Source organism: Spirillospora sp. NPDC047279 (assembly GCF_040643285.1).
Classification (GTDB): Bacteria; Actinomycetota; Actinomycetes; order Streptosporangiales; family Streptosporangiaceae; genus Spirillospora.
The window spans coordinates 428,763-454,054 of record NZ_JBEYUA010000006.1 but is presented as its reverse complement, the minus strand read 5'-3'; the positions used below and the strand labels follow the sequence as shown (position 1 = coordinate 454,054).

Sequence of the window (25,292 nt, the reverse complement as noted above, 5' to 3'; positions counted from 1 at the left end):
AGTGCAGCCGCTTCAGGCGGGGGACCCGGCCTGGGTCGGCCCGTACCAGTCGTGCGCCCGCCTGGGAGCCGGTGGCATGGGGACGGTCCTGCTCTCCCGGTCTCCGGGAGGACGGCTCGTGGCCCTCAAGCTGGTGCGCGCCGAGTTCACCGAGGACCAGGGGTTCCGGGAACGGTTCCGGCGCGAGGTCGACGCCGCGCGCAGGGTCGGCGGCGTCTACACCGCCCCGGTGCTGGACGCCGACCCTGACGCGCCGCATCCCTGGCTGGCCGTCGCCTACGTGCCCGCGCCCACGCTCCGGGAGGCGGTCGCCGCCACCGGCCCGCTGCCCGAGGCCGCGCTGCGCGCGCTGGGCGCCGGGCTCGCCGAGGCGCTCCAGGTCATCCACCGGGCGGGCCTGATCCACCGCGACCTGAAGCCGAGCAACATCCTGCTGGCCGAGGACGGCCCGAAGGTCATCGACTTCGGCATCACCAGGGCGGTCGACGCCTCGCGGCTCACCGCCACCGGCGGCGTGATCGGGACGCCCGCGTTCATGCCGCCCGAGCAGATCGGCGGACGGCCCGACGTGGGCCCGGCGTCCGACGTGTTCTCCCTGGCGGGCGTGCTCGTGTACGCCGCGTCCGGGACCGGGCCGTTCGGCGCCGGGGACTCGGCATCCCTGCTCTACGAGGTGATGTACGGGGGGCCGCGCCTGGACGCGGTGCCCGGGCCGCTGCGCGGGCTGCTGACCGCCTGCCTCTCCAAGGAGCCGGACGAACGCCCGCCGCTGGCCGACGTCCTCGGCGCTCTCCTCCCGTCCGACCCGGCCGCCCTGACCTCCCCGGCCCTGCGGCACGAGATCGCGTCCCGCGAGGCGACGGCCGCCGCCATGGCCGGCGGCCCCGTCGTCGCGCCGCCGCCGCTGCCGCAGATCGACCGGACCGTCGCGCACGACCCGGGACGGCGGCTGGTGCTGCGCCTCGCCGCCGCGACGGCCGTCGGCGTCGTCGGCGCGGGCGGCGGCGCCACGGCCTGGGCACTGACCCGCGACGAGCCGGCGTCGGCCAAGCCGGCGCCGCGCGCCACCGGCCTCGTCGCGGCCCCGGCACCGGTCTGGTCCCTGGACTGGCCGCGGAAGCCCGACATCCAGCTGAGGTTCCAGGTCGAGGTGACCGGCAACACGGTGGTGTGGCGCGAGTACGACGCCATCTGCGGAGTCGACGCCGCGTCGGGCCGCCGGCTCTGGACCCTCGACCGCCGCACCGGCAGACCCGGCGGCCACGGCTTCCGCGTCTTCGGCGGCACGATCCTGGCTCTCGGCTCCAAGGTCCTGGCCGACCCCTACGAGCTCCTGGAGATCGACGCGGCGACGGGGAACGAGCGGCGGATCGCCATGCCCGACGACGCCGAGACCGTCACCGACGTGTACGGACTGATCGGCCGGACCGCGTTCGTGAGCGTGACGACGGCCCGCACGGGCAAGAAGGAGACCGTTCTCGCCGTCGACCTCGACAGCTCGCGGGTCCTGTGGCGTTACCCCGGCGGAACCGACGGCCTCTACGGCGTCGCCGACGGCACGGCGCTCTACCTCTGCACCCCGACGCAGGTCATCGGCATCGACGCCGCGACCGGGGCACGGAAGTGGGCGCACACCTGGTTCACCGACAGGGAACGGACCCGGGGGTATCCGCTGCTTCTCGGCAGCGGGCTGGTGTTCATCGGCGCCACCGGCTCGTCCATCCTGCGGGCGCTCCGCACCACGGACGGGACCGTGGCGTGGTCGAAGAACAGCGGGCAGGGCCTGCGACCGGCGGCGGTGCTGGGCTCCGATCTGATCGCGACCGGGGAGCAGGGCTTCCACGCCTTCGACCAGGCCACCGGAGCGGCCCGCTGGCAGCAGACCTCCAGCCCCTCCTCCCTCCAGTTCTTCACCAATGCCAGCTGGGCCGGGGGCTCCGACCAGGTCCTCGCCGCCGTGTTCGGCGACTCGGGGGATCGCGGCGGCTTCTTCGCCGCCCGCCCCGGCGGCGGACCGTCATGGGCGTACTGGGGCCCCTCCAACGACGACGGCTGGTCCCTGGCGGTGTCCGGACCGGCCGTCTACGCCACCGACAACAAGCGTCTCTACCGTTTCCCGGCGGGCGTATGACCGGCACGCTGGAGCCCGGCGACCCTGGCCACGTGGGCCGCTACCGGCTGCTGGGCCGGCTCGGCGAGGGCGGGATGGGCCGCGTCTACCTGGGCGCGTCGCCCGCGGGCCGGGCGGTGGCCATCAAGGTCGTACGGGCGGAGCTGGCGGGGGACGAGTCGTTCCGTGCCCGGTTCCGGGCCGAGGTGGAGGCGGCGAAGAAGGTCGGCGGCGCGTTCACCAGCCCCGTCGTGGACGCCGACCCGGACGGGACCGTGCCGTGGCTGGCGACCGCGTACGTGAACGGGCTCGACCTCAAGGACGCCGTCGACCGGCACGGGCCGATGCCCGAGCCGCGGCTGCGCACCCTGGGCGCCGGCCTGGGCGAAGCGCTGGTCGCCGTCCACCAGGCCGGCCTGCTGCACCGCGACCTCAAACCGGCCAACATCCTGCTGGCCAAGGACGGCCCGCGCGTCATCGACTTCGGCATCAGCAGGGCCTCCGACGGCACCAGGCTCACCGCCGACGGCCAGTTCATCGGCACGCCCGGATACATGGCGCCCGAGCAGATCCGCGGAACGGACCTGACCCCCGCCACCGACGTGTTCGCGTTCGGCGCCGTGCTGGCCTTCGCCGCGACGGGCCGCCCCCCGTTCGGCGCCGGCGCCGTGCACACCGTCATCCACCGCACCCTGCACGAACCTCCCGACCTCGAAGGCGTGCCGCCGTCCCTCGCCGCGATGGTCGCCGCCTGCCTGAGCACCGACCCGAGCCGCCGCCCGCCTGTGGCGCTCCTGTCCAGGCTCCTGGCCCCGCCGGCCGCGCCCGGCTGGCTTCCCGACACCCTCGGCCGCGAACTCGAACGCCGCGAGACCACCCTCGTCGCCGACCTGCGTTCCGTCACCCGGGCCAGGACCCGCCGCCGCCTCCTGATCGCCGGCGCCGCGACCGCCGGCCTGGCGCTCGCCGGAGGCGGCACCGCGGTGGCCCTCGCCCGGAACGGCCACGCCCCGCCCCCGCCCACGTTCCTCTGGGAGGCGGACCTGAAAACGGGCAGCGACATCATGTCGCCCCAGATCTTCGCCCGCGCCGTCGTCGTCTCCACCGCCTCCGGCACGTCGCACTCCTTCGACCGCGCCACCGGCCGCAGGCTCTGGTCGGGCGTGACCTACGACGCCTGCGCCGACGACCTGATCTACGCGCGCCCCTCCGACGACGAGACCCTCGTCGCGTTCGACCCCTACACCCGCTCGCCGCGCTGGAGTCGCCGCCTGCCGTCCGGCTTCGACATCGACACCATGAAGGGCCCCGACAACGCCCGTCTCGCCCTGCTGAACGGCCAGACACTTCTCGGCGTCGACACCCGCACCGGCGCGACCCTCTGGACGTACAACACCCGCTCCGACGCCGAACTCCTGGGCTTCCTGGGCGGCACTCTCATCCTCGCCACCGGCACGAAGCCCGACGACGGCCCCTACCCGAACCTCCTGGCCCTCGACCCGTCCACCGGCGCCGTCCGCTGGAACCGCCCGTACCCCACCGACGGCCTGCTGCTCCCCGACACCGGCACCCTGATCCTCAACACCACCGACGGCCGAGTCGACGCCCTCTCCACCACCACCGGCCGCACCGCCTGGACGACCCCGCTCTCCGGCGAACGTTCCTCCATCACCGTCGCCGCCGGAACCGCCTTCGTCGCCGGCTCCACCCTCGACGCCCTCGACCTCTCCACCGGCCGCAGCCGATGGGCGTACGAACCCTCCGTACCCGGAAGCCGCATCCAGAGCCTCCACGTGAACGGCGACCGCACCTACCTCCTGGACAACCAGAACCTCGTCGCCCTGGACACCCGCACCGGCCGCCGCCTCTGGTCGGCCAACACCCCCGCCGCCGACACCGCCCCGCTCCTGACCTTCGGCGGCCTGATCTGCACCGGCGTGGCAGGCCCCACCGGTCCCGGCCTCTACGCCTGGACCGAAACCACCGGCCACCTCACCTGGAGCCGCCCCGCCCCTTTCGCCACCACCACAGACCAATGGACCCTCACCAAAACGGGCCAAACCCTAGCCGCCCTGAACCGCGGCCTCCTCCAAACCTTCGCCACCCGTCCCCAGACCTAACGCGGTGCAGCAGTCGCCGCGTCCAGCAGAAACTTGTGAAGGACCAGCACAATGTGCGTGGCCGACCATAACCTCGTCTCATGAATCCGGCGTGGATAGCCGTAGTAGGAACCGCCGTAGGCGCCATGGGAGCTACTGCCGCGGCCCTCATCGCCGGCTGGTCGGCCCGCCGTCAGACCACACACCAGAGTCTGAGCCAAGAAATGCAGTGGCACCGAGAGAAGCGGCGCGACTCCTACAGCTCCTTTCTTGACTCCGGGGTGCAAGCCCGCGATGAACTGGCCAGTATTTGGCGACTGCTCAGAGCTTCCGATCCAGATATCGAGCAGGTCGTGACTCGTTTGGAGGAGGCCCGCCCCCTCGTGCAGGACGTAAGGCGCGCAAGCGCCACCGTCTTCGTGTTGGGCCCCCAGGAGATCCTGGAATGGACACGTCGGGCAGAGGAAAGCATAGTCCTCTTCCACAACCTCCTACGCGCAGCAGCCAAAGACTTGCGCCAAGGAAACGAAATCTCCCACCGCATCCCCCTATGCATCCAGCAGGACGCCCAAGTCCGAGACATCCTAGACCGCTTCGCCGCCTCCGCCCGAGAAGTCCTGACCGGCACAGGCGCAACAAGCGCCCTCCTCCCCAGCCCACCCCCCGCCCAAGCAACCGAAGAACTCACCTGGCTGGTAGCGAGAATCAGCGAGGCACTGGACATCCCCGAAAGCGAAATAGACACAAGCCGCCCACTCTTCGAAGCCGGCCTGGACTCGTTGGCCGTCCTGGAAATAACCAGCATGGCGGACAAAGAATTCCACCTGGAAAAACAAGAAGCCGGCTGGCTGATCTCGTCCCTGCTGTTCGCCAAGACCATCGAAGAGGTCGCAACCCACCTCGCCGCCCAAAGACATCCCGCCTAACCCCCAGCCACCGTCGATCACGACCTGGCCATGCACGCCGCTGTATTTTCCGTGCTTTCTCCGAGTTCCTGCCGCACAAGCCCGGAAAAACTCACTCCATGGTTCTTCAGGGTGTCGATTTCCCTCTGTTGTCGATGGTTGACCCGGAGTGGATTGATCGCTTCCCCTGGGCTGAGCGAGTCGCGGAACCTTCGTACGGAATCGATAACTTGCTGAGAGCCGTCTATAGCCTTCTTTGAGCCGAAGGCCATAATCATAAGCTGCCTTCTCTCCAGCGCCTCAAGATGTATATCGAGTTTCTGTATGTGCATCTTCGTGCTGTGAACGAGAGGCTTCTCTTTCGTATCTTCGCCCTCCATCTCGCGTTGGATGCCGAGTTCGGTTGCCCGAGCCTTGTTCGTTGCCTGTAGGAACCCCATGTATATCTCGGCGATCCGATCCTTCTGGGATCTGTCGCGATCCTCTATCATCTGTCTGGCCAGGGCCCGCTCTTGCCCGTTGTTCGTGAGCCACGCCGCCGTAACGCCCGCGCCAGCGCCTATTGCCGCGATAATAACGCCAGTAACGAACTGCTTTTTCCATTCGGAAGGGCTGCCAGGACATTGATTGACGTTCCCTTGCTCCTCCGGGAGACTTGATCCGGAGTCTCCTTCTGTGCGCGCCATGCCTTGTTGGACGGTCAGCGCAAAGCCGTCGTTCCTAAGGATCATTTGCGAATCGGCGACATTCCAAGAGGGCGACTGAAATATACCAAGAAAGTCAACTATGGCGTAGTCGTCCGTTATATTCCTTATTGTGCGGACAGGCTGCGCATCAGGTGATGCGGTCGCGTAGGTGGCTTGGCGTAGGGATCAAGACCCGGGCACCACTGCGCCGGTCGACTAGTTGGCACGTTGCCCGGCTCCGTGCTGATCTGACTCTTCCAGCGCCTCAAGCGGTCGTTGCTCGGCGGTCCAATCGGCGCGTTGCCGGAAGTAACATCCATCGCGCCAGACATCCGTAACCGCGTTCGTACAGAGCGCGGTCACCATCCTCATCCCCATCTGCGCATGGGGTTCTGTCTGCACATGAAAACCGTCATCTCTGTGATCGCAGGTCGAGCTCAGGACGAGCTGGCTCGACGGGCACGTTGACCCGTAGGGGCGAGTCGACGGCCTGTTCGGCCAGGGCATCCCCGCAAAGCGAGCGTCACGCCCGGGAGTCCCGGGTCGTCACGCGTTGTGCCGAAGAGCATCCACAAACGGAGAAGGGCTGCTTCAAGCCCCTCGGAGACGGCGATCTGGGATGCGTCGTATGCCATCTGCCATCTGCCATCTGCCACGAGCGGTGATGCTGGGTCCTGCGAGTGCTCGGACGGTGTGCTTGGACTGGATCACCAGTTGGGTTCGGCTCGTCTGCTCAGACGCACGAAAGCCCCCTGGCTGACCATCGGTGGGAGTTTGCGGGGGTGCGGGGCTAATGCGGGTGCATCCCGTTCTAGAGCTGCATGCCTGCTCAGAGGCCATTCGAATCAGGTTGGAATGCCAATTCGGATGCCACTCGTCAGGCTGACTTGGACTTGTCGTCCTTGAAGATCTCGTTCATCTTCTCGCCGCCCTTGCGGACCACGGGGCGGAGCTGGTGGCGGTACACGGTGCGCGTGGTCTGTGTGCTTGAGTGGCCGACAAGGTCGCTGATCACCTCGTCGGCGACCTCGTGATCGCTCATCAGCGACACGAAGGTGTGCCGGAGTTCGCGCGGCACCCAGTCGGAGCCGACGCCGGCCGCTGCCGTGAGCTTCTGGAAGCGGCGGAGCACATCGCCGTCCGTGTAGGGCGTGCCGTCCTCGTGGCAGAACACGAGGTTGTGATCCTTGTAGGCGTCGCCTGCTTCGAGCTTCTCCGCGGCTTGCCGCTTTCGGAGTGCCTTGAGCGCGTCAACGGCGTTGTCCGCCATGGTGAATCCGCGGCGGCTCTTCTTGGTCTTGGTGTCGCCTCCGTCCCTGTCAGAGCGGAGGACGTAGACGACCTTCTTCTTGAGGTCGACGTTGTTCCAGGTAAGCGCTCGGAGTTCCTCCGTACGCAGACCGGTGACGACCGCCAGGATCACGTATGCACCAAGTCGGTGCTGTGGGTCCTGGGCGGAACGCAGCAGCTTGACCGCCTGCTTGAGCGTCAGCGAGCGGGACCGACGCGTTGGCTTCATGCCTTGTGGCGTATCGACGAGAACCGCGACGTTGCGGTCCACCTTGTCACGCCGCTGCGCCAGTCGGATTGACCGCCTCAGAAGTCCGTGAACGATCCGCAGGGTCTGAGTGGTCATGTTCTCGGCGCACTCGTCGAGCCACGTCTCGACGAGGTCCGGTGTCAGCTCCTTCTTGAGCTTGACGTTGCCGATCTTGGCGATGATGTGGTTGTCGGCGAGACCGCGATAGGTCTTCATGGTCCGGTCGCTCTTGCCTTGCTTGGCAAGGTGGATGAGGAGCGCGTTCACCGCCTGCTTCACGGTGTAGTTCTGGTCGGCCTGCACTCCCTTCTCAAGCTCGTCGACCAACTCGCGTAGCTTCGCCTTGACGGCTTCCTTGTTCTTGCCCTTCCGCTTGGGCCTGTTGCGCTTCCCGTTCGGCTTGAAGCCGAGCGAGATGGCCCCGGCGTAGCCATCACCTTCCGGGTAGATGCTCGCCTCGTAGTTTCCGATCAGGATCTTTGCCAAGTGATCCCTCCCTCGTACTCGGGTGCACGGTGGAGTTGGCGGACGGCTCGAAGCCGTTCGCCGGGATCGCGTCGATGGAGTTCTCAAGAAGCGAAGGTCACGGGGCCTTCCGGTGAGGCGCGCCCCGTTCCTCACTAGGGACGTTAACAGAAGACGTCCCTAGACGTCCCTAGTGTGAGGCGTCTTCCTTTTCGAGCGACGCGACGAAATCGGCGAGGTGTTGATCGGTGATGCGGCGAAGCTTGCCGATCTTGATGCTGTGAAGGTGTCCGGTACGGATGAGGGCGTAGACCTTGTCGCGTCCGATCTGGAGGATCTCGGCGACCTGCTCGACGGTGTATGCCTGCATGCTCACCTCCTTGTCTCCCGAGCCGTGCTCGGGCCTCATGTGCGGCGTGGTGACCGCCTCCGTTCGTTACGGGGAGTGGTTGTCTACGTCTTCGTCTATGTCTCGTCTACGTCCATACGTGCAGGCGCGCGCGTAGACGTAGACGTAGACGTAGACAAGTCACGGAGAGTCGTCGGACACGGCACGCCACCGGCCGCGCGAGACCTGAGTGACGCGCTGATCGTCGGCGAGGTCACGGAGCCGCTGGTAGATCCACGGACGGCTCATGCCGGTTGCGTTGATCAGATGCGACACCGGGATACCGTCCTCCGGTGCGCCGTTCAACATGGCCCAGAGGACCTCTTGCGGACGGTCCTCGGCCACGTCCGAATGAGGAGTCGCGAGCGCATCGTCCGCCGGACTCCCCGCCTGAAGCCGGATGTCCGCGCGTGCCTCTTCGATCGCCGTACGGGAGATCTCATCCAGCGTCGGCCGTATGGCGCAGGACTGCTGCACGGCGGTTGCGACAGCCTCGTCAGTGAGCAGGTACGCACGGGCGCGACGAGGCGTGTCGTGCTCAGGTGCGGACAGCAGGAACTTGCCAGGGGCATTGAGGGTGTGAGCGTGCCACCCAGCCGTGAGCATCCCTTGCCCGAGGATGAGATCCACGTCTTTGCGCTCCCGAACGCGGAAGCTCACACGTACGTCCATCTGCGAACGGACGGCACCCCTTCCCATGGCCTTCTGCGTCGGACGCTGCGTCGCGGCGAGCAGGGTGACGGCAACGGCCCTTCCGCGGCGGGCGATGGAGTCGGTATCGGTGGCAGCCTCGGGCGCATCGTCGGCGAGTTCGGCGTACTCGTCGATGACGATGACCAGCGCGGGCAACTCTTCGCTGGGCTCCCAGACGCGTCGTCCACGCGCGGCGAGCCACTCAGCGCGAGCCTCCAGGACCGCGACGGCGTCGCGAAGGAGGGCACGGGCCTGTTCGGGAGTGGTGGCGAGCCGATCGATGCAGCTCGCCCATGGCTGGAGTTCCATGCCGCGCTTGAGGTCGATTGCCCAGATGACCACGTCGGAGCATGCGGCGAGGTTGCCCATGAGGACGTTGATCCCGCCGCTCTTGCCCGAGCCGGCCACGCCTCCGAACAAGCCATGCCGCCGCAGCAAAAGGACTCTGGCGCTGGTGGCGTCCTCGAACGGCCCGAGGTCGATGGGTTCGGTGATGGACGAGACAGACGGCCCCGGCCACGGGATGGCGTCAGCGTGCGGATCGGTGTCCAGGACGCGAAGCTCGAATCGGTTGGCTCTGTCGTCCCGCGTCGGATGGACTCGGACAGCACCACGGAACGTGCCGAGCGCCGACTCGATTGCGGGCACCTTGCCGATCACATCCTGGATCGTCTGGCCACGAGCGAGCGCGAACCGCGCACGCCATCCCCATACGTCCACCACGGCGGACTGGACATGGGAGCCAGCGAGCCCGATCGACTGAGCAATGTCAGGCCACGCGGCGAGCTGGCGGTCAACACGCACTTTGGCGCGCCGCCTCCGGTGCGCCCACCAGGGCGCGGCCAGGAGGAGCCCGCCTCCAAAGAAGAGGTATGCGAGCGGCCGGTAGGTGATGCCGAGCGCTGTCACAGCGCTGAGCCAAGCTCCAGCACTCATCACCAAAGTCGCCGCGTACAGACGTTCTGCGCGCACCGTCAGCCCGACCCGTTCACCGAACAGTGCGACCAACCATGCGACCAAGGTGGCCGCGATGAGCAGGTAGATCCACCACCGCGGATGCGTGATGTGCAGCGCCGTCCCGCCGAGCACCAACATCGCTCCCACGTACAACGGGGCGAGTTCGGACCGATACCGCCACAGCACACGTCCGACGAGCGCCGCAGCGACGTCGGGAAGTCGCTCGTCATGGTTGATGACGATCATCGGCTGGAGGCCGTAGCGCCGCATCTTGCGTGCGTGCCGACGCATCTGGCGAGCCCGTGTCATGGCCGTCCCCAGGTGTCCGGAGGAAGCTGCCCCTGTGCGCGAAGCTCGTCGCTGAGGTAGTAGAGCGGGTCAGGTTCGCCGTCCTGATGGGCGTTGAGCGTCGCGCGGGCGGCGGCGACAAGGTTGGCGTGGCCTCGGCGCGCCCGAGCGAGTTCGATGGCGAGGCGCTTGATCTCGCTGGTAAGTGCGGGGGTGTCGGCGAGCGCGGCGTTGAGACGAAGCCACATGTCAGCGATCGTCGGCATCGCTTCGGACAAAGCCGAGACGATCTCTCTGGCGTTGAGGTTGCGGGTGCGGACCCCCTGAAGATTGAGACCGGTGGGCTGTGGAGTGTCGGGCACTAGGCATCCCTCCTTCGGTCGGGGACGGTCAGTGCTGGTCGAGAGCGCGGATGACGGCGGCTACGATCCGGCGTATCTCCGGCGCGGCGCTGGTGGCGGCGAGGAAGAACCCAAACAGCAGCGCCAGAACGGCGTGCCACATTCGGAGCCCCATGTAGCGCCAGGCGAGCCAGACAACCGCGCCAAGGATCGCCACCAGCGGAACGGAAACGGTCATGCGGAGCCTCACCTCCTTCCCTGGGCGGACGGTCAGAGCCAGAGATCGGGGTAGCGGGACCCTTGCTTGCGTCGCTGCCAACGAGCACGAGCGCGGCACTTGTGGCAGCGCCGGCTACCAACATCCAGACGAGCGCCGCACGGACACCTGTGGCCGGTGATGACGCGGGGCATCCTCACGGGAATCACCGCCCCGCCTTCACGCGCTCGGGGACGTCATCACACGTCTGAGTCGACAGGAATCGGCGGGAGACAGCGCCCGTACGGGTCGGTTCGCCGGTACGGGTTAGACGGCGCTCCTCAGCGTGGATGCCGATGACCAGCATCGCGAAGATGCCGCAGACAGCGCCGGCGAGGAAGACAGCGATGATCGAGGCCAGAACGAGGATCATGGGGGACACCTCTTCTCGTAAGGCCCGTGTCCGGCGGGGGCGGCTCGGGCGGTCGGTCGTGCCTTACGAGATCGAGATTGCGCCTGACCTGGGGGACGACATCACTACATGACTGGACCTGTTCAAGACGTCCTCGTAGGGTTGGTGTCCCCAAGACGTCCCCGCGATCCGGACGGGTGCATGCCGAACGAACGCCTACGCGCCGCGCTCTACCAAAAGGGCATCACCCTGGCCGCGCTCGCCGAACAAGTAGGCGTCGATCCCAAGACCGTCGAACGCTGGATAACCAAGGACCGCGTTCCGTACCGACGCACCCGCCAAGCTGTGGCAACCGCCCTAGACGCGGACGAGACCTATCTCTGGCCGGACGCCCTGACCAACGAACAAGTCACCTCGGTCTCCAACAGCGAGCTCATCACGATCTACCCGCACCGCTGGGCCGTCCCAAGGGACGCATGGGGACGTCTCTTCGCAGAGGCCGAGAACGAGATCGGCGTCCTCGTCTACAGCGGCCTCTTCCTAGCCGAGGACCACGGTGCCCAACGCATCCTGACCGATAAGGCCAAGGCAGGCGTTCGCGTCCGCCTCCTCCTGGGCGACCCAGACTCCTCCCAGGTCGCCGAACGCGGCGAAGACGAAGGCATCGGCGACGGCATGGCGGCCAGGATCCACAACGTCCTGGTCCTCTACAAGAAGCTGCGCGCCGTCGAGAACGTCGAGGTGCGTCTCCACGGCACGGTCCTCTACAACTCGATCTACTTCGCCGACGACCAGGTCTTCGTCAACACCCACGTCTACGGAGTGCCGGCGTCCAACGCGCCGTTCTGGCACCTCCGCCGCATCCCAGGTGGCGAGATCGTCACGACCTACCTGGAGAGCTTCGAACGCGTCTGGGAAGGCGCTAAGCCACTACAACCGGGGGACTGAATCATGGGCCGCAGGATCGACTACTACGACGACCCCAACGCCCCCCAGGCCAACAGCCTCGTCCCGTCCGTCAATGTCGTCGTCACCAACGACGCTGGCGAGATCCTCATGATCCGCCGCACCGACAACGACAACTGGGCCCTCCCCGGCGGAGCCATCGACCTAGGCGAGTCCGTCTCTCAAGCTGCGGTCCGCGAGACCAAAGAAGAGACCGGTATCGACGTTGAGATCACCGGCCTAGTAGGCATCTACAGCGACCCCAAGCACGTCATCCACTACACCAGCAACGACGAGGTCCGCCAAGAGTTCTCAATCCTCTTGACGGCTCTCCCGATGGATGGCGAGCCTCGTACCAGTGACGAGTCCCGGGAGGTCCGTTGGGTGGCGGCAGCGGAAGCCACCGACCGGAAGATGGATCGATCAATGCGTCTCCGTATAGGTCACTACCGAGCTCAACGGGGACTCCCGATCATCACGTGACTCGGGGTTTAGGTCGATTCGACCTGCGACGAACCGCTCGGCACTATCCCGCGGGGGCCAGCAGACTCAGCGGGTCAGCCTAGTTGGCAAGCCTGGATCAGACTGGGCAAAGGTCCGATAGCCACCAATTTCTACACATGGCCCCAGATGGCGCTTGCCGCAGGATATCCTTACTTGGCTCCCAAGATCCAATCTTCCGCCGCGGGGAGTCTTCTGCATGCCCACACAGCATGATCAATCCATCGTCGACAACCTTGAAGTTGCATGGGCGCACCTAGGAATTTCAAGCGGCGATCTTGACATGCCGGATCTCATATCTCATGCAGATATTGAATTCGATTGGGAAGCATATAGAAACAAACTAATTGAACGAATTAGGGATGGAGTAATCGGTCCACTGCAACTCGATGTGGTGGATCTACCCAAGGACGCATTGAATGTCCGACCTCTCGTGAGAATGCTGCCTTCGGACCGCCTGATCTATGATGCGGCAGTGTTTGCCACGGCAGACAAAATAGCTGCAGCCTTTCCCCGCGGCGTTTACAGTTACCGATGGTGGAAGGCGCGTAAGGCGCTCCTCGGAGCCAACATGTGGATCAAGATGCAGCGATCCGCGCGATTCTTGCACGAGAAGCATCCAGAACTCCTCTTGGCGCGGACAGATGTGACCGCCTTTTACGAGAATATAGAATCAGGGATCTTGATGGAGGATGTTGAGGCTCTTGGGGTGCCATCATGGTCCACATCCACTCTGAGGAAATGCCTATCGTCATTCAATAGCAAGACCGGGGTCTGGGGGATACCTCAAGGCTCAGATGCTTCAGGTCTCCTGGCCAATCTCTACCTATTTCCATTGGATAATGAAATATCCCGACGAGGGTTTCGCCACTATAGATACTCGGATGACATTTACATCTTTGGCGAAGACTGGGTTGCTCTACGTGAGATGTTGCTTGAAGCAAACAGAATCCTGCGTTATCGGCATCTGACGCTTTCTGGAGCGAAGACAACGATTTATAGAAGTCGAGAAATTGGTGACGTATTCGAGGATGACGAGAAGGACGCTATTGGTTATGGCGTCAGAAATCTAGACGTAGGAAGTATTGAGGATCTTCACGCTCTTTTCGATAGGACCACTGGTCGATATCCAATAAACGGTCGAGACCTAAGGTATTGTCTGACGAAGTTGGCTGCCGTCTACGACGACTACGCTGCCGCCTGGCTGCTCGCGAACCTGGGCGATCTACCGCACATCGCACGTGAATCGCTCATATATCTTGGAAATCTTCCATGGCTGTCTCCGTATATCACCAAGGCTGTTGTAGACCTGCTTGTAAATAGCAAGCTGGTGATGTATCCCTATGCCGAACAGCATCTGCTGATATATATGATTAATCACGAGGCCTTTAGCAAGGATGGCTTGAAGGCGGCATGGGAGCTACTTCTGGATAAGAATAAAGCTGGCTTCGTTAGAGAATTTGCTGCCCGCTATATCGGTGTGGCCTCGCAGCCCGGATCTGCATTGAGGCTAAAACAAGAGTTCCAGCTTGAAAAGGATCAAGGAGTGCGGCGCGCACTGCTAATCGCCTGCTATGAGTCTGGCCAATGCACGGAGAGATGGCTGAACGAGGTCTGGAAGTCGGTTCCAGATCTCCGGCTCACGGCGAAGTACCTATTGGCAAACCCTAGCCAAATTCCTAGGCCGGTTACAGAAAGAAGATATTGAGTGCAGTCCGAGCAAGAGCGCAAGCCGTACACGGATGAACTGGGCAAGCTCTGTGAGGATTCCTCCTACTCTGCCCAGGCTTACTTTGAGGCCGCAAAGTCGGCGGAATTTTGGGACAAGATCATTGTATTTGTCCCATCTCTCGTCGCTGCTGTCGCTGCCCTCCTTGTAGCAGTAGGAGAACCCAGGGCATGGGCTGCTCTCGGGGCCGTTTCTGGAGCCGTCGCTGCAACGGCCTCGTTCGTCGGAACGGGAAAAAGGGCCGCATCATACAAAGAGACGGGTAGGCGCTTCACCAAACTGCGTCACGATGCAGCGCTTGAACTCTCTCTCGTACTCAAGCGATCGGGTGACTCTGAACTTGAACGCAAGGTTCGCTCACTGCGCAAGGAATATGCGGAGATTGTCTCGTCAAGTGATCTTGTCTCTAACAGATTGTTCAAGCGAGCTGCGAAGCGTGTCAAAGCAGGCGTGTTGTCATCCGACTAACCCGTTGATGGTGGGTAGGTGGCCGACAAATGCGTCCCGTGTAGACCTCCGTCCAGCACAACGCGCAGGAAACGATAAGGGGCCGTGATTTAGACGGCGTATCTGGCAGACGCCCCTGCGGTTTCAGGTCAGAGCCTTGAGTGCGCGTACGTAGTGAACAGCACTCACCAAATGGGGGGATGCGGTCGAGATTGCCCGCGTGATCAAATGGTTAGGGCCATACCGGTTTCGAATTTCTGAGAGCCGATCTTCTACGCGCAGTTCACGGCCGTCTGGGCTCGTGGTCATGTCGCAGTAGATCAATGCTTTAGTCAGCTCTGGGGCATCTGGCCCAAACTCATTGACAAGTTCGTCGGCGAGGCCACGCTCGCGTGCCTCGATCAACGCGCACGAATGATGGGCGACGAGCTGGCACAGGTGGTCGTCTGCCTGATGGACATCACGAAGATAGCGGGCGCCATCAAGGGGGTGGAAGCCCGTGATGTTGAGGTCCGGGGCGTAGCCGATGTCGTGAAGCCAAGCGGCGGCTTCGAGAAGGTCCGCGTGACCGCCCAGGGCGGTAGCGAGGCTGCGGGCTTGGCGAGCTACGCCTTGGGTGTGGGTCCAGCGGCGGGGGAGTGACGTTTCCAGATGTTGACGTGCGATCTCGCTTGCCCACATGGCTGTGCTGTTCATGTCTCTGACGCTATGTGCGCATCGGTGGACGTCCACGGACGCCGATGGATCATCTAGGGACGTCTTGACGGACGAAGCGTCCCTTGCCGTGGACGGCGATCACTAGGCCGGCTCGCTGCAGGTCGGCGAATGCCTGCCGGACTACGAAGCGGGAGACGCCGTAGGTCCGTGCGAGATCGGACTCGCTGGGGAGCAGTGCGCCGGGTGTGAGGTTACGATCTCTGATCTGAGCTCGTAAGTCGTCGGCAATCCGCTGATACCGGGGAGCGGGGCGGTCTGTCGCGCCGCTGGGACAGACGACGAACCATCCAACCGAAGGTACCCGCGTGATCAGTCCGTCCGCTTCGAGGTCGGCCAACGCTCGTCGGATCGTGTTGCGGACAGCGCCGAACTCTTTACACAAGGCTGACTCGGAGGGCAGTTGGGTGCCGGACCCGTACATCCCGTCCGTCAAACGCTTACGCAGGGTCGTGGAGATCCTGCGGTACTTGCCCCAGGCGGATGGTGGCTTGCTCATCATTCGCTCCGAGGGACGGACAGCCATGTTAGGGGTCGCTGTCCCAGGCGCGCGCCGTTGTCCTGGGACAGCGACGACTTGCCGACGATTGCGAGGACGGGAGCGAGGATCGTGATGATGCGCTCGACTGCGTTCGCCACGTCGGAGCATGGAGCCACCGGCTCAGTCATCGAATCGACGAACCACCACTCTGGGGCGTTGGCGCCACGGCAGGCCGGAACGGCGCGGATACTCTCGCCGACAAGTGGGAGCGACGCGTCGAACGCGTACAGGAGTGGAACGGCTTCCTCGTAGCGTGTCCGTGTCGCGAGCCCGACCTGAGCGAGAGCCCATCCGAGTCGATCAAGGTGCCTGACTGCCTCGCTCACCGAGCCGGCGAGGATGAGCGGCCCGGTCTGGCCGCTCATCGCTCGGCCTCCTCGTCGGCGCGCCACGTGGCGAGTTCAAACCAGACGGCTTTGCCTTGGGACGTGGGATAGGTGCCGTGCTGGTCGGCAAAGGTGCCGAGGAGCTGCATCCCCCTGCCTGTCTCCTCGTGGACCCCGGGATCTCGCTTGGACGGCTCAGTGCGGCTGGGGTCGTGTACCTCGTAGCGCAGGCGTGAACCGAGCCGAAGGACAACCAACCGCAAGGGCGAGGCGGGGTTCGGTGTGGTGTGCGTGTAGGCGTTGGTGACGAGTTCAGACACGCACAACTCGGCGATGCCTGTTGCACTAGCCATGCGCCATGTGTCGGCGATGAAGTGTACGAACCGCCTTGCTCGTCCGACAGCCTCTGGGGCGAACGGGAGCACGATCTCGCCGAGGAAGGCGCCGAGGTGCTCCTCAGGGGCAGGAGATTGGAGCCACTGGACAGTGTCCGGCGCCTGATCCGTGGACACGGGGGAAGCCTCCTCGGGCTCGGGCTGATTGGAAGGCGGGGGCGAGAACCGGGCCGTCAGCGGTTGAACGTGGACGGCTCCGCCCATGTGCAACGAGCCTCGCGTGACCTGCTGGACCTCTCCACCGACACCTAGGGACGTCTAGGGACGTCTTCTGTTAACGTCAGTCGTACCCGCATCTCCGGGAGGTTCGGTGAACGACCTGTTGCGTCGCGCGCTTGCTGACGCCCAACTCGCCGAGGACAGCGTTGCCGCTCGTCTTGGGGTGGACCCCAAGACCGTCCGGCGTTGGCTGTCCGGACGCGTGCCCTACCCGCGGCACCGCGAGCGGATCTCAACCCTCCTCGGTGTAGACGAGGCGGAACTGTGGCCTCAGCTTGCAAAGCCCCGTCCGTTCCCCGAGCCTCCGAGTGCTCAGATCCTCGCGACCTACCCTCACCGCTGGTCCGTCCCGCGTTCGGTCTGGCAACACTTGTTCGAGGGCGCGCACCAGGAGATCTGCGTACTCGCCTATGCAGGGCTCTTCCTGGCTGAGGACACTGGCTTGATGCGCCTCCTTGCCGACAGGGCGCGTGCGGGTGTGCCCATGCGGATACTGCTCGGCGATCCAGAGGGATCTCACGTGACCGAACGAGGCGACGTCGAAGGCTTGGAAGACTCTCTGTCGGCCAAGATCCGCAACGTGCTCTGGCTCTACCGGCCGCTCCATAAGATCGAGACCGTCGAGATCCGGCTCCATGACACGGTGCTCTACAACTCCATCTATCGCGCGGACGACGACCTGCTGATCAACACTCACGCCTACGGCATAGCAGCGTCCGACGCCCCTGTTCTGCACCTTCGTAGAGCAGCACACGACGACATGACTCGCACGTACCTGGAAAGCTTTGAAAGGGTGTGGGACGGAGCGGTTTCACTTGGGTGAAGTGCCCAGAGCATGCAGGATCTGGTGAACCGTGCTTTCCGGCTGCGGGCCTGGACACCTGGAGATGGCGACTGGCAGAAGCTTGAACGCTTTCGTCCTGCGGTTGCGCTTCTCAAGGTCTGCCCAGTCATCCGAACGAGCCCTGAGCGCGTCCATGTTGAGTAAGACCTACACCTGGCGGCGGGACTCGAACGGGTTGCACGCACGCTCTAAAGCGTCTTGGGAACCGACCGGCTTGGGACAGTATCCCCGAGTGTCCAGGGCAGTCCAGATGTATCCGTGAGCATCGTTACTCACTTTGCTGCTCAAGCCCGCCAGCTCAAGGGAACCTGTACGAACCCCTCCTCTCGCACCCCAACTTGCTTCCGAGCCCAGCGGCCGGCGCCGGGTCTCTGTGCAGGGGTCCTCGCGCTCGGCAGCGCCTCCGGCCGTCGATCACGACGCGGCGAGGCAGGGTTCGCGGGCGCTAGCGCGCGGGGTAATTCGGTTGGCGGATCAAGATCGAGAGAGGACAATGACTCATATGAGCGAACCATCCTGGTCAGACCCGTCCACCTGGCTACAGGGAGAGCAGCTCTCGCCTTATCGGATAGCCACCGATGGCCTTTGTTGGTGGTGCCAGTCAGCCCCGGCGAGCACTCGGGAGCACAAGTTCAAGCGGACGGACTTGAGTCAAATGTGGGGCGATTCGCCGTACCTCCTGTGGGGGTCAGGAAATGACGAGCGCCTGCGCAAGGTGCGAGGCCCAAAGTCCGACGTCGTGAAGTTTGAAGCGAGCATGTGCCTTGCCTGTAACGGCAAGAGAAGTCAGAAATTTGACGATGCCTATGTTAGGTACTCCCGATACGTCTGGCAGAACATGGACTCCCTATGGAGACGTGATCACATCAATATGGCCGAAGTATTTGGTGCATCATGGCCGGTCGATACGGTGCACCTTGCGAGGTACTTTGCCAAGCATGCAGCTTGCAGCTTCGTTGATTCCGGGTTCAAGACTCCTCAATCGATCATTGATTTCCTCGACGAGGCCACCGACCGCCTTTCAGATATGCACATGGTCCTCTATAAGGATCAGGGGCTCAGGCGCTATAGGCGCACTCTCAAAAGAGTCGGGGTAGAAGGCGGAGGGATACACATAGAACCGGCCGCCGGCATCCTCAGTAGGAGCCGCAAATGCCTCACGTCCTATTCCAGTGCATATGCCCTGGGATTCATCGGCGTGAAATACTATTGGAAGGACGGCTCCTCCCCATCCGACTCCTTCTATCTCCATCAAAAGGCGCCTATCCATCGACGCGACAGAATCCCTGAAATCTAGCCTCGGGGGCCTAGGTCCTTCACCTTGCAAGATAGTGAATGGTGCTCCAGAGCGAGCTAATATACAATACGACAATCACCATGGAGGGGATATGGAAGAGCGACGACTCATAGGCACTTGGTGGATTCCGGACGCACCGGACAAAAGAGTTGGGGGCGTGCTATGTATCCCTTCTTCGGAGAAGTGCACAGTGGAGCTGACAGGGCTTCTGTACCGACCAGGAGAGCGCGTTACCCAGAAGGGTTCCGTTACAGTCACCGAGATTTCGGAGCGTGATGAGGGGCCCGCCATTATCCACGGAGCTGCTGACGGCAGGTTCATTACACTGATAGACCCGAGCAGCTCCAATGCAACTGAGAAATTTGGTGGAGACTGCGCAACCGCCAAACAAACACTCAAGCCGCGGGTGGTTATTATCGGACTTCATCTGGAGACTCCGGAGGATCCCGTTTTCGACGGCATCGACGTAGAAATCGACAATCTGACAGCCTGGGCGGGCGTGACTGGACTTAAGACTCTTCTTGACGATCAGTACATTGTCTCTGGCTACAAGCTTGAGATGCCAGACTCCATAACGGCTGAAGTCGATGGGACCACAATAAGCCTCGCCTGGACCTGGAAAAGGTCGGCTCATTTGCAGCGCACTTTGGATCGCAATCAGGTCTATGCCAAAGAAAGCGCTTACGCGCGGATCACTGGCTCAACCCCCTCTATGTGGAACGCCTTTCATCCGACGATGAAGTCACTGCAAGACCTGTTGACGCTGGCCACAAGACATCCTTCTGCGATCCGCTCGAAGCAGCTGTTCAGCAAGCTACCCGATAGGGGCACCAAGCGATTCGAGCTACTCCACGGAGGCAATACCGAAATCGAGCATGAGCGTAAGGTCGTCCCGCAAGACTTCCTATTCTCCCTGCAAGATGTGAGTTTTCAAGACCTTCTCGACCGCTGGGTTCCCCTCTATAGGAGCATCGGGCTCGGCATCCACGTGCTCTTCGGTCTCGACTACTCGCGGAGCGGCTACTACGAGAACAAGTTGTTCAATGCGGCATCCGCAGCAGAATCACTGCATCGCGCCCTGTTTCCTGAAGCAACCGGACTGGCAGAAGACCAGTACAGGCAACTGATACAGCAGGTCGAAGCCGCGATTAGCGATAAGACTCAGCGCCACTGGATCAAGGGTCGGCTCCGGAACGACCGCGGATACAAGGATCGGCTTCTAGACCTGGCCGACATTCCGTCTGCGCAGGCCGTCTCGTACCTGCTCACAGACGTGGACGTCTGGGCAAAGTGGGTACGAGATGCAAGAAATGCGCTGGCCCATCTAGACAGTGCCAAGCTGGAAAAGATTCCAGAGGAAGCACGGTATCGTCTCGGCCCTCTCACTAGCGCCTTGATGCACCTGGTGCTGCTGGAGAAACTCGGTGTCTCGCCGGAGCATCAGCTTCATGCTGCCGAACGATCTTATGGTTTTGCTGCGAGGGCATTTCGAACTGCCATAGAGGAGGCCGCAACTAAACGGGCAACTCATGATCAATCATAGGTTGAGTGCTCGATCTGAGATGTTCTTTTCGGTCAATGAGAGGAAGACCACACCCGAGAGCCCCGAGCCACCCGAGTGGGCCGGCTCGGGGCTCTCGTGATTTACGCTGGCTCAGATTGTGTCACGGTGGAAATGACCTGTCTCACCTTGCGGCGGTCGATGCCGTGCCTCTCGGCGAGAGCCCGCTGTGAGATCGGTCTTCCTGGACCTTGAAGGCTCGCAAGGTAGTCCGTGAGTACCGCCTGTTCCGGGTCTTGCTCCACTTTGGTACGGGCGGATTCAGGCTCTACCGACGCGGACGCCTCCGGTTCAGGACGTTCCTGTGCCTGCGCTGGTGATGCCACGTTCCGTGTGAGCATCATCAGCAGTTCGAACGAGCCGACGAGGGCGAGTGCTGGCCATGCGCTGACGATAGCGCCAGTGATGCCGTGGGACAGGCCGTGCGCCACGTTGGCGCCGATGGTGGCCGCGATGCCCACGCCTAGGCTCCACTTGGCCAACGGTGGTACACGCTGCTTCCGGCGGCTCGCGTCGAGAATCACCATGGATGCAGCCCAGATCAGGCCGTCCACGGTGATCGGTACGAGGCGAGCCGTCGCGCCGGACTCGCCGTGCGTACGCACCAACTCGTACGCGTGGCGATACGAGATCACGGCAGCGACAACCGCGACGATTCCCACGGCGAGCGCGGTTGTGATTCGGGTGAGGCGGTCAGCCATGGGTCAACTCCTCTCGCCAGGAGATGACGAAAGGGTCGGTCTCGGGGTGGCCGTTGGCTAGGCGTTCGGCGAGGGTCAGGGCTGTGATGGCTCGGTTGTAGTCGAGCGGGTGCGGCCAGGTGGTGACTTGCCAGGCTCCATCGACGCGGGCGGCTTCGGCGGTCACGGCGCCGTTGGTGGTGAGGGTCATGCGGGTTTCGGTGATGTGGATGGGCATGGGGCCTCCTCTCCGCCCTGGGGGAGCCACGGGAGCCAATCGGGGGAGCCAATGGGGCTCGATCCGGATCGACTGGGTGTGACTGCCCCAGGGCTTACTGCCTGGTGAGGGGCTTCTTGGGCTACTCCGATCGACGCGATCCGACCCTCTGTGACCGTGCGGGGCTAATGCGGGTTTAACCCTTGTCGGGGTTTCGTTGCTGCTGGCTGGGGTGTGTGGCCTTGGCCGGGAGGAGTGACGGACATGCGGAAGTGGATCGTGGGGGGTCTGGGGTTGGCCCTGCTGGTTAGCGGGTGTGGGGACGACGGGGGCGGGAGCGGGGTTGCTTCGGCGGGGGGTGGGGCTTCTGTTTCGGCCTCGCCGTCCAAATCGCTTTCTGCGGAGGAGGCGGATCTCAAGTTTGCGCAGTGCATGCGGGCTAACGGGATCAACGTGCCGGATCCGAAGCCGGGGACTGATCGGCGGGATATCCGGCTGGGGGGCAAGGGGGTCGATCGGGGGAAGCTCGAGGCGGCGATGAAGGAGTGCCGGGTCTACCTGGAGGCCGGCGGGAAGTTGCCGGACATGAAGGATCCCAAGGTGCGGGACCAGGCGACGAAGTTCGCGCAGTGCATGCGGGAGCACGGGGTGAACATGCCGGATCCGGGGCCGGACGGGAGCATCAAGATTCCGGAGCTGAAGGGGTTGAGCCCGGAGACGGTGCGGAAGGCGCGGGACGCGTGCCGGGCGCTCGCGCCGAACGCGGGGTCGCGGTGAAGCGGGTGGTGGTCGCGGCCGTGGTGGTGGTCGTGGCCGGGGGGAGCGTGGGTGTGGGGGTGCTCCGAGGGGGTGAGGGTCCCGTTCAGGCCGAGGCTCAGCCGTTGGGGGCGGCGAGTGTTGAACGGGGGGACCTCGTGGACAGCGAGAAGGTCGACGGGACGCTCACCTACGAGGGGGAACGGGGGGTCGCGCTGGGAGTCGGGGGCGTGGCGACGGCGGTGCCTGAGGAGGGGCGGATTGTTAAGCGGGGGGAGGCGCTCCTCAAGGTGAACGGGAAGGCGGTGACTCTGTTCTACGGGAGTGAGCCGATGTACCGGGTGCTGAAGGAGGGGGTGGAAGGGCGCGATGTCGAGCAGCTGGAGCGGAACCTGGAGGTGCTGGGGTACGGCGGTTTGACCGTGGATCAGGAGTTCACGGGGGCTACGGCGGACGCGGTGCGGGAGTGGCAGGACGATCGCGGGCTTGAGGAGACGGGCGTTGTGGAGGTGGGGCAGGTCGTCTTCCTGTCCGGCGCCGTGAGGGTGAAGGACGTGAAGGTGGAGAAGGGGGGACGGGTCGCGGCGGGGCAGGTCGCGGTGGGGGTGACCGGGTTGCAGCGGGTGGTGCGGGTGGATCTGGACGCGGAGAAGCAGGATCTGGCGCGGCAAGGGGCTCGGGTCGAGGTCGAGCTTCCGGGGGGCGTGGTGGTGCGGGGGACGGTGGCCGAGGTGGGGGACGTCGCCCAGACGGTGGGGGAGCCGCCCAATCAGAAGGCGGTGGTGGCGGTGGAGATCCGGCTGGACAAGGGGGCCAAGACCGGGAAGCTCGATCAGGCGCCGGTGACCGTGGAGCTGGAGAGTGAACGGACGAAGGGTGTGCTGTCGGTGCCGGTGGAGGCGCTGCTGGCGTTGAAGGAGGGGGGATTCGGGGTCGAGGTCGTGGAGGGTGCGGCCCGCAGGGTCGTCGCGGTCAAGACGGGGGCGTTCGGGGGCGGGCGTGTCGAGGTCGAGGGCGCGGGGCTCAAGGAGGGCATGAAGGTCGGGGTGCCGGTCTCATGACGATCGTCGAGCTGGAGGGGGTCACCAAGGAGTACCCGGGGGTGGCGGCGCTCAAGGGGGTCGACCTGCGGATCGAACGGGGGGAGCTGGCCGCCATCGTGGGGCCTTCGGGGTCGGGCAAGTCGACGTTGCTGCACATGATCGGGACGCTGGATCGGCCGACTCGGGGTGTGGTGCGGATCGCGGGCCATGAGGTCGGGAGGCTGAACGATCGGGAATTGTCGGCGTTGCGGGCCAAGCATGTGGGTTTCGTTTTCCAGCAGTTTCATCTGGCCGATGGGGTCAGCGCCCTGGACAACGTCGCTGATGGGCTGCTGTATTCGGGCGTTCCGCTGAAGGAGCGGAGGGAGCGGGCTCGGGCCGCCTTGGAACGGGTGGGATTGGGGGGCCGGGTGCGGCATCGGCCCCACGAGCTGTCGGGGGGTGAACGGCAGCGGGTGGCGATCGCCCGGGCCGTGGTGGGGGAGCCGGAATTGCTGCTGGCGGACGAGCCGACGGGCAACCTCGATACGGCGGCTGGAGGGGGCGTGCTGGAGCTGCTGGGTGAGCTGCACGCGGGTGGGACGACCGTGGTGGTCATCACGCATGACATGGAGATCGCGGCCTGGGCGCCGCGGCGCGTGCGCGTGCGGGACGGGCTGATCGTGGAGAGGGTGGTCGCGTCGTGAGCGGGCTGGTGCCGGCGCGGCTGAGCGGCGCCGACGTGGTCCGGGTCGGGCTTGGCGGGTTGCGGAGCCGTCCCACGCGGGTGGTGTTGTCCGCGCTGGGCATCGCGATCGGGATCGCGACGATGGTGTCGGTCATCGGGATCTCGTCGTCGAGCAAGGAGGAACTGCTGCGGCGGATCGACCGGCTGGGGACGAACCTGCTGACGGTCGCGCCGGGCGACACGCTGTACGGGGACGAGGCCAAGCTGCCCGAGAGCGCGGTCGAGATGGTGGCGCGCATCGGGCCGGTGACGTCGGTGGGCGCGACGGGGAATGTGAACGCGTCCATGCGCAGGACCGACCGGATCCCGGAGGAGGTGACCAGCGGCATCGCGGTGCAGGCGGCCGGCGGGGAACTCCTGGAGACGGTGGGCGTCGGCGTCCGGCACGGGACGTGGCTGAACGCGGGCACGGGGCGGTACCCGGCGGTGGTGCTGGGCGCGGAGGCCGCCAAGCGGATGGGGTTCGACCGGGTGGGCGGGCAGGTGTGGATCGGCGGGCGGTGGTTCAGCGTGATCGGGATCCTGGCGCCGGCCGAGCTGGCGCCCGAGATCGACCGGTCGGCGCTGGTCGGGTGGGACGCCGCGGAACGGTACCTCGGGTTCGACCGGCATCCGACGATGGTCTACGAACGCTCGGCGGACGGGGCCGTGGAAGACGTCCGGGAAGTGCTCGCACGGACGGTCAACCCGGAGAGCCCGGAGGAGGTGCAGGTCAGCCGGCCGTCCGATGCGCTGGAGGCGAAGGCCGCGGCGGCGGGCGCGTTCACCAACCTGCTGCTGGGGCTGGGCGCGGTGGCCCTGCTGGTGGGCGGTGTGGGCGTGGCCAACACGATGGTGATCTCGGTGCTGGAGCGGCGGCGTGAGATCGGGCTGCGGCGGTCGCTCGGGGCGACGAGGGGGCAGGTGCGGGTGCAGTTCCTCGCCGAGTCGTTGCTGCTGTCGGCGTTCGGCGGGGTGGTGGGCGTGGTGCTGGGGGCGGGCGTGACGATCGGGTTCGCCGTGTACCGCGGGTGGCCGCCGGTCGTGCCCTCGTGGGCGCTGGGCGGGGCGTTGGGGGCGACGCTGGTCATCGGGACGGTGGCCGGGTTGTACCCGGCGATGCGGGCGGCGCGGCTCGCCCCGACGGAGGCGCTCGCGACCGTGTGAGGGGCGCTCGCGACCGTTCGATGGGCGAGGTGTTCGTGACGGTGTGACGGTTGGGCGGCGTTTGCCCGTGTGGTCGGTCTGACGTGGGCCGGTCGGGGTAGGTTTTGCCCAACGACGACCGTTC

General features: G+C 64.7%; 27 protein-coding genes. 14 read left to right on the top strand and 13 right to left on the bottom strand.

The window, feature by feature from the left end; all coding sequences use genetic code 11:
• Position 1 precedes the first annotated feature (1 nt).
• From ABZ810_RS18295 to ABZ810_RS18285, 3 genes are all read left to right on the top strand, one after another.
• A complete protein-coding gene (locus tag ABZ810_RS18295) occupies positions 2–2,131 on the top strand; it encodes a PQQ-binding-like beta-propeller repeat protein (protein ID WP_358404233.1) in 2,130 nt (709 codons plus the stop codon).
• Positions 2,128–4,230 carry a serine/threonine-protein kinase gene (locus tag ABZ810_RS18290; RefSeq protein WP_358404231.1) on the top strand — a complete coding sequence of 701 codons (2,103 nt, stop codon included), beginning with the start codon at positions 2,128–2,130 and terminating at the stop codon, positions 4,228–4,230. Before ABZ810_RS18295 ends, ABZ810_RS18290 begins: the two co-directional genes overlap by 4 nt.
• A gap of 80 nt (positions 4,231–4,310) precedes the next feature.
• Positions 4,311–5,135 carry an acyl carrier protein gene (locus ABZ810_RS18285; protein WP_358404230.1) on the top strand — a complete coding sequence of 275 codons (825 nt, stop codon included), beginning with the start codon at positions 4,311–4,313 and terminating at the stop codon, positions 5,133–5,135.
• A gap of 17 nt (positions 5,136–5,152) precedes the next feature.
• Here ABZ810_RS18285 and ABZ810_RS18280 read toward each other — a convergent pair whose 3' ends face one another.
• From ABZ810_RS18280 to ABZ810_RS18250, 7 genes are all read right to left on the bottom strand, one after another.
• Positions 5,153–5,845: a hypothetical protein gene (locus ABZ810_RS18280; RefSeq protein ID WP_358404228.1), complete on the bottom strand. Its 693-nt coding sequence runs from the start codon at positions 5,843–5,845 to the stop codon at positions 5,153–5,155.
• Between the two features lie 832 nt (positions 5,846–6,677).
• Positions 6,678–7,826, bottom strand: coding sequence for a site-specific integrase (locus ABZ810_RS18275; protein ID WP_358404226.1), 1,149 nt, complete (start codon positions 7,824–7,826; stop codon positions 6,678–6,680).
• Between the two features lie 169 nt (positions 7,827–7,995).
• The gene (locus ABZ810_RS18270) at positions 7,996–8,175 is read right to left on the bottom strand and encodes a helix-turn-helix domain-containing protein (protein WP_358404224.1); all 180 of its coding nucleotides are present in this window, start codon (positions 8,173–8,175) and stop codon (positions 7,996–7,998) included.
• Between the two features lie 159 nt (positions 8,176–8,334).
• Positions 8,335–10,113 (bottom strand): FtsK/SpoIIIE domain-containing protein, encoded by a 1,779-nt coding sequence (locus tag ABZ810_RS18265; RefSeq protein WP_358404222.1) that lies wholly within the window; start codon positions 10,111–10,113, stop codon positions 8,335–8,337.
• 35 nt (positions 10,114–10,148) lie between these two features.
• Positions 10,149–10,493, bottom strand: coding sequence for a hypothetical protein (locus ABZ810_RS18260; protein WP_358404221.1), 345 nt, complete (start codon positions 10,491–10,493; stop codon positions 10,149–10,151).
• A 28-nt stretch (positions 10,494–10,521) separates the two neighbouring features.
• Complete coding sequence (locus ABZ810_RS18255) at positions 10,522–10,710, bottom strand: hypothetical protein (RefSeq protein ID WP_358404219.1); 189 nt, start codon at positions 10,708–10,710, stop codon at positions 10,522–10,524.
• Positions 10,711–10,894: 184 nt separating this feature from the next.
• Positions 10,895–11,101, bottom strand: coding sequence for a hypothetical protein (locus tag ABZ810_RS18250; RefSeq protein ID WP_358404217.1), 207 nt, complete (start codon positions 11,099–11,101; stop codon positions 10,895–10,897).
• A gap of 180 nt (positions 11,102–11,281) precedes the next feature.
• Between ABZ810_RS18250 and ABZ810_RS18245 the strand changes: the two genes are divergently transcribed.
• The 4 genes from ABZ810_RS18245 (at position 11,282) to ABZ810_RS18230 (ending at position 14,723) form a co-directional block, all read left to right on the top strand.
• The gene (locus tag ABZ810_RS18245) at positions 11,282–12,028 is read left to right on the top strand and encodes a helix-turn-helix domain-containing protein (RefSeq protein ID WP_358404215.1); all 747 of its coding nucleotides are present in this window, start codon (positions 11,282–11,284) and stop codon (positions 12,026–12,028) included.
• A gap of 3 nt (positions 12,029–12,031) precedes the next feature.
• Positions 12,032–12,508, top strand: coding sequence for an NUDIX domain-containing protein (locus ABZ810_RS18240; RefSeq protein WP_358404213.1), 477 nt, complete (start codon positions 12,032–12,034; stop codon positions 12,506–12,508).
• A gap of 217 nt (positions 12,509–12,725) precedes the next feature.
• Positions 12,726–14,234, top strand: a complete 1,509-nt coding sequence (locus ABZ810_RS18235) for an RNA-directed DNA polymerase (RefSeq protein ID WP_358404212.1) — start codon at positions 12,726–12,728, stop codon at positions 14,232–14,234.
• On the top strand, positions 14,235–14,723 hold the full coding sequence (locus tag ABZ810_RS18230; protein ID WP_358404210.1) for an SLATT domain-containing protein: 489 nt from the start codon (positions 14,235–14,237) through the stop codon (positions 14,721–14,723).
• A gap of 123 nt (positions 14,724–14,846) precedes the next feature.
• Here the strand turns inward: ABZ810_RS18230 and ABZ810_RS18225 are convergent, their stop codons facing one another.
• From ABZ810_RS18225 to ABZ810_RS18210, 4 genes are read right to left on the bottom strand one after another with little or no spacing between them, the layout of a single operon-like run.
• Complete coding sequence (locus ABZ810_RS18225) at positions 14,847–15,398, bottom strand: HD domain-containing protein (protein WP_358404209.1); 552 nt, start codon at positions 15,396–15,398, stop codon at positions 14,847–14,849.
• 49 nt (positions 15,399–15,447) lie between these two features.
• Positions 15,448–15,915, bottom strand: coding sequence for a GntR family transcriptional regulator (locus ABZ810_RS18220; protein ID WP_358404207.1), 468 nt, complete (start codon positions 15,913–15,915; stop codon positions 15,448–15,450).
• Positions 15,915–16,322 (bottom strand): hypothetical protein, encoded by a 408-nt coding sequence (locus ABZ810_RS18215; RefSeq protein WP_358404205.1) that lies wholly within the window; start codon positions 16,320–16,322, stop codon positions 15,915–15,917. The genes ABZ810_RS18220 and ABZ810_RS18215 overlap by 1 nt, the downstream gene beginning before the upstream one ends.
• Positions 16,319–16,795 (bottom strand): ATP-binding protein, encoded by a 477-nt coding sequence (locus ABZ810_RS18210; protein WP_358404204.1) that lies wholly within the window; start codon positions 16,793–16,795, stop codon positions 16,319–16,321. The genes ABZ810_RS18215 and ABZ810_RS18210 overlap by 4 nt, the downstream gene beginning before the upstream one ends.
• A gap of 193 nt (positions 16,796–16,988) precedes the next feature.
• On the opposite strand from ABZ810_RS18210, the gene ABZ810_RS18205 reads away from it, so the two are divergent.
• From ABZ810_RS18205 to ABZ810_RS18195, 3 genes are all read left to right on the top strand, one after another.
• Positions 16,989–17,720 (top strand): helix-turn-helix transcriptional regulator, encoded by a 732-nt coding sequence (locus ABZ810_RS18205; RefSeq protein WP_358404203.1) that lies wholly within the window; start codon positions 16,989–16,991, stop codon positions 17,718–17,720.
• Between the two features lie 760 nt (positions 17,721–18,480).
• Positions 18,481–19,038, top strand: coding sequence for a hypothetical protein (locus ABZ810_RS18200; protein ID WP_358404201.1), 558 nt, complete (start codon positions 18,481–18,483; stop codon positions 19,036–19,038).
• Positions 19,039–19,129: 91 nt separating this feature from the next.
• Complete coding sequence (locus ABZ810_RS18195; RefSeq protein WP_358404199.1) at positions 19,130–20,581, top strand: HEPN domain-containing protein; 1,452 nt, start codon at positions 19,130–19,132, stop codon at positions 20,579–20,581.
• 101 nt (positions 20,582–20,682) lie between these two features.
• Here the strand turns inward: ABZ810_RS18195 and ABZ810_RS18190 are convergent, their stop codons facing one another.
• Together ABZ810_RS18190 and ABZ810_RS18185 are read right to left on the bottom strand one after the other, a co-directional pair.
• Positions 20,683–21,300: a DUF2637 domain-containing protein gene (locus tag ABZ810_RS18190; RefSeq protein WP_358404198.1), complete on the bottom strand. Its 618-nt coding sequence runs from the start codon at positions 21,298–21,300 to the stop codon at positions 20,683–20,685.
• Positions 21,293–21,517 carry a hypothetical protein gene (locus ABZ810_RS18185; RefSeq protein ID WP_358404196.1) on the bottom strand — a complete coding sequence of 75 codons (225 nt, stop codon included), beginning with the start codon at positions 21,515–21,517 and terminating at the stop codon, positions 21,293–21,295. Before ABZ810_RS18185 ends, ABZ810_RS18190 begins: the two co-directional genes overlap by 8 nt.
• A gap of 243 nt (positions 21,518–21,760) precedes the next feature.
• Between ABZ810_RS18185 and ABZ810_RS18180 the strand changes: the two genes are divergently transcribed.
• From ABZ810_RS18180 to ABZ810_RS18165, 4 genes are read left to right on the top strand one after another with little or no spacing between them, the layout of a single operon-like run.
• The gene (locus ABZ810_RS18180) at positions 21,761–22,273 is read left to right on the top strand and encodes a hypothetical protein (protein WP_358404194.1); all 513 of its coding nucleotides are present in this window, start codon (positions 21,761–21,763) and stop codon (positions 22,271–22,273) included.
• A complete protein-coding gene (locus ABZ810_RS18175; RefSeq protein WP_358404192.1) occupies positions 22,270–23,313 on the top strand; it encodes a peptidoglycan-binding protein in 1,044 nt (347 codons plus the stop codon). The genes ABZ810_RS18180 and ABZ810_RS18175 overlap by 4 nt, the downstream gene beginning before the upstream one ends.
• On the top strand, positions 23,310–23,981 hold the full coding sequence (locus tag ABZ810_RS18170; RefSeq protein WP_358404190.1) for an ABC transporter ATP-binding protein: 672 nt from the start codon (positions 23,310–23,312) through the stop codon (positions 23,979–23,981). Before ABZ810_RS18175 ends, ABZ810_RS18170 begins: the two co-directional genes overlap by 4 nt.
• Positions 23,978–25,168, top strand: a complete 1,191-nt coding sequence (locus ABZ810_RS18165; RefSeq protein WP_358404189.1) for an ABC transporter permease — start codon at positions 23,978–23,980, stop codon at positions 25,166–25,168. Before ABZ810_RS18170 ends, ABZ810_RS18165 begins: the two co-directional genes overlap by 4 nt.
• The last annotated feature ends 124 nt before the right edge of the window (positions 25,169–25,292 follow it).

What these genes read in the sequence shown, in the direction of transcription:
- ABZ810_RS18195 (WP_358404199.1), top strand. Translation starts at nt 19,130, where the DNA reads ATGGAAGAGCGACGACTCATAGGCACTTGGTGGATTCCGGACGCACCG.
- ABZ810_RS18220 (WP_358404207.1), bottom strand. Translation starts at nt 15,915, where the DNA reads ATGAGCAAGCCACCATCCGCCTGGGGCAAGTACCGCAGGATCTCCACG.
- ABZ810_RS18235 (WP_358404212.1), top strand. Translation starts at nt 12,726, where the DNA reads ATGCCCACACAGCATGATCAATCCATCGTCGACAACCTTGAAGTTGCA.
- ABZ810_RS18265 (WP_358404222.1), bottom strand. Translation starts at nt 10,113, where the DNA reads ATGCGGCGCTACGGCCTCCAGCCGATGATCGTCATCAACCATGACGAG.
- ABZ810_RS18185 (WP_358404196.1), bottom strand. Translation starts at nt 21,517, where the DNA reads ATGCCCATCCACATCACCGAAACCCGCATGACCCTCACCACCAACGGC.
- ABZ810_RS18285 (WP_358404230.1), top strand. Translation starts at nt 4,311, where the DNA reads ATGAATCCGGCGTGGATAGCCGTAGTAGGAACCGCCGTAGGCGCCATG.
- ABZ810_RS18255 (WP_358404219.1), bottom strand. Translation starts at nt 10,710, where the DNA reads ATGACCGTTTCCGTTCCGCTGGTGGCGATCCTTGGCGCGGTTGTCTGG.
- ABZ810_RS18250 (WP_358404217.1), bottom strand. Translation starts at nt 11,101, where the DNA reads ATGATCCTCGTTCTGGCCTCGATCATCGCTGTCTTCCTCGCCGGCGCT.
- ABZ810_RS18280 (WP_358404228.1), bottom strand. Translation starts at nt 5,845, where the DNA reads ATGATCCTTAGGAACGACGGCTTTGCGCTGACCGTCCAACAAGGCATG.
- ABZ810_RS18215 (WP_358404205.1), bottom strand. Translation starts at nt 16,322, where the DNA reads ATGAGCGGCCAGACCGGGCCGCTCATCCTCGCCGGCTCGGTGAGCGAG.
- ABZ810_RS18270 (WP_358404224.1), bottom strand. Translation starts at nt 8,175, where the DNA reads ATGCAGGCATACACCGTCGAGCAGGTCGCCGAGATCCTCCAGATCGGA.
- ABZ810_RS18290 (WP_358404231.1), top strand. Translation starts at nt 2,128, where the DNA reads ATGACCGGCACGCTGGAGCCCGGCGACCCTGGCCACGTGGGCCGCTAC.
- ABZ810_RS18180 (WP_358404194.1), top strand. Translation starts at nt 21,761, where the DNA reads ATGCGGAAGTGGATCGTGGGGGGTCTGGGGTTGGCCCTGCTGGTTAGC.
- ABZ810_RS18190 (WP_358404198.1), bottom strand. Translation starts at nt 21,300, where the DNA reads ATGGCTGACCGCCTCACCCGAATCACAACCGCGCTCGCCGTGGGAATC.
- ABZ810_RS18240 (WP_358404213.1), top strand. Translation starts at nt 12,032, where the DNA reads ATGGGCCGCAGGATCGACTACTACGACGACCCCAACGCCCCCCAGGCC.
- ABZ810_RS18225 (WP_358404209.1), bottom strand. Translation starts at nt 15,398, where the DNA reads ATGAACAGCACAGCCATGTGGGCAAGCGAGATCGCACGTCAACATCTG.
- ABZ810_RS18170 (WP_358404190.1), top strand. Translation starts at nt 23,310, where the DNA reads ATGACGATCGTCGAGCTGGAGGGGGTCACCAAGGAGTACCCGGGGGTG.
- ABZ810_RS18245 (WP_358404215.1), top strand. Translation starts at nt 11,282, where the DNA reads ATGCCGAACGAACGCCTACGCGCCGCGCTCTACCAAAAGGGCATCACC.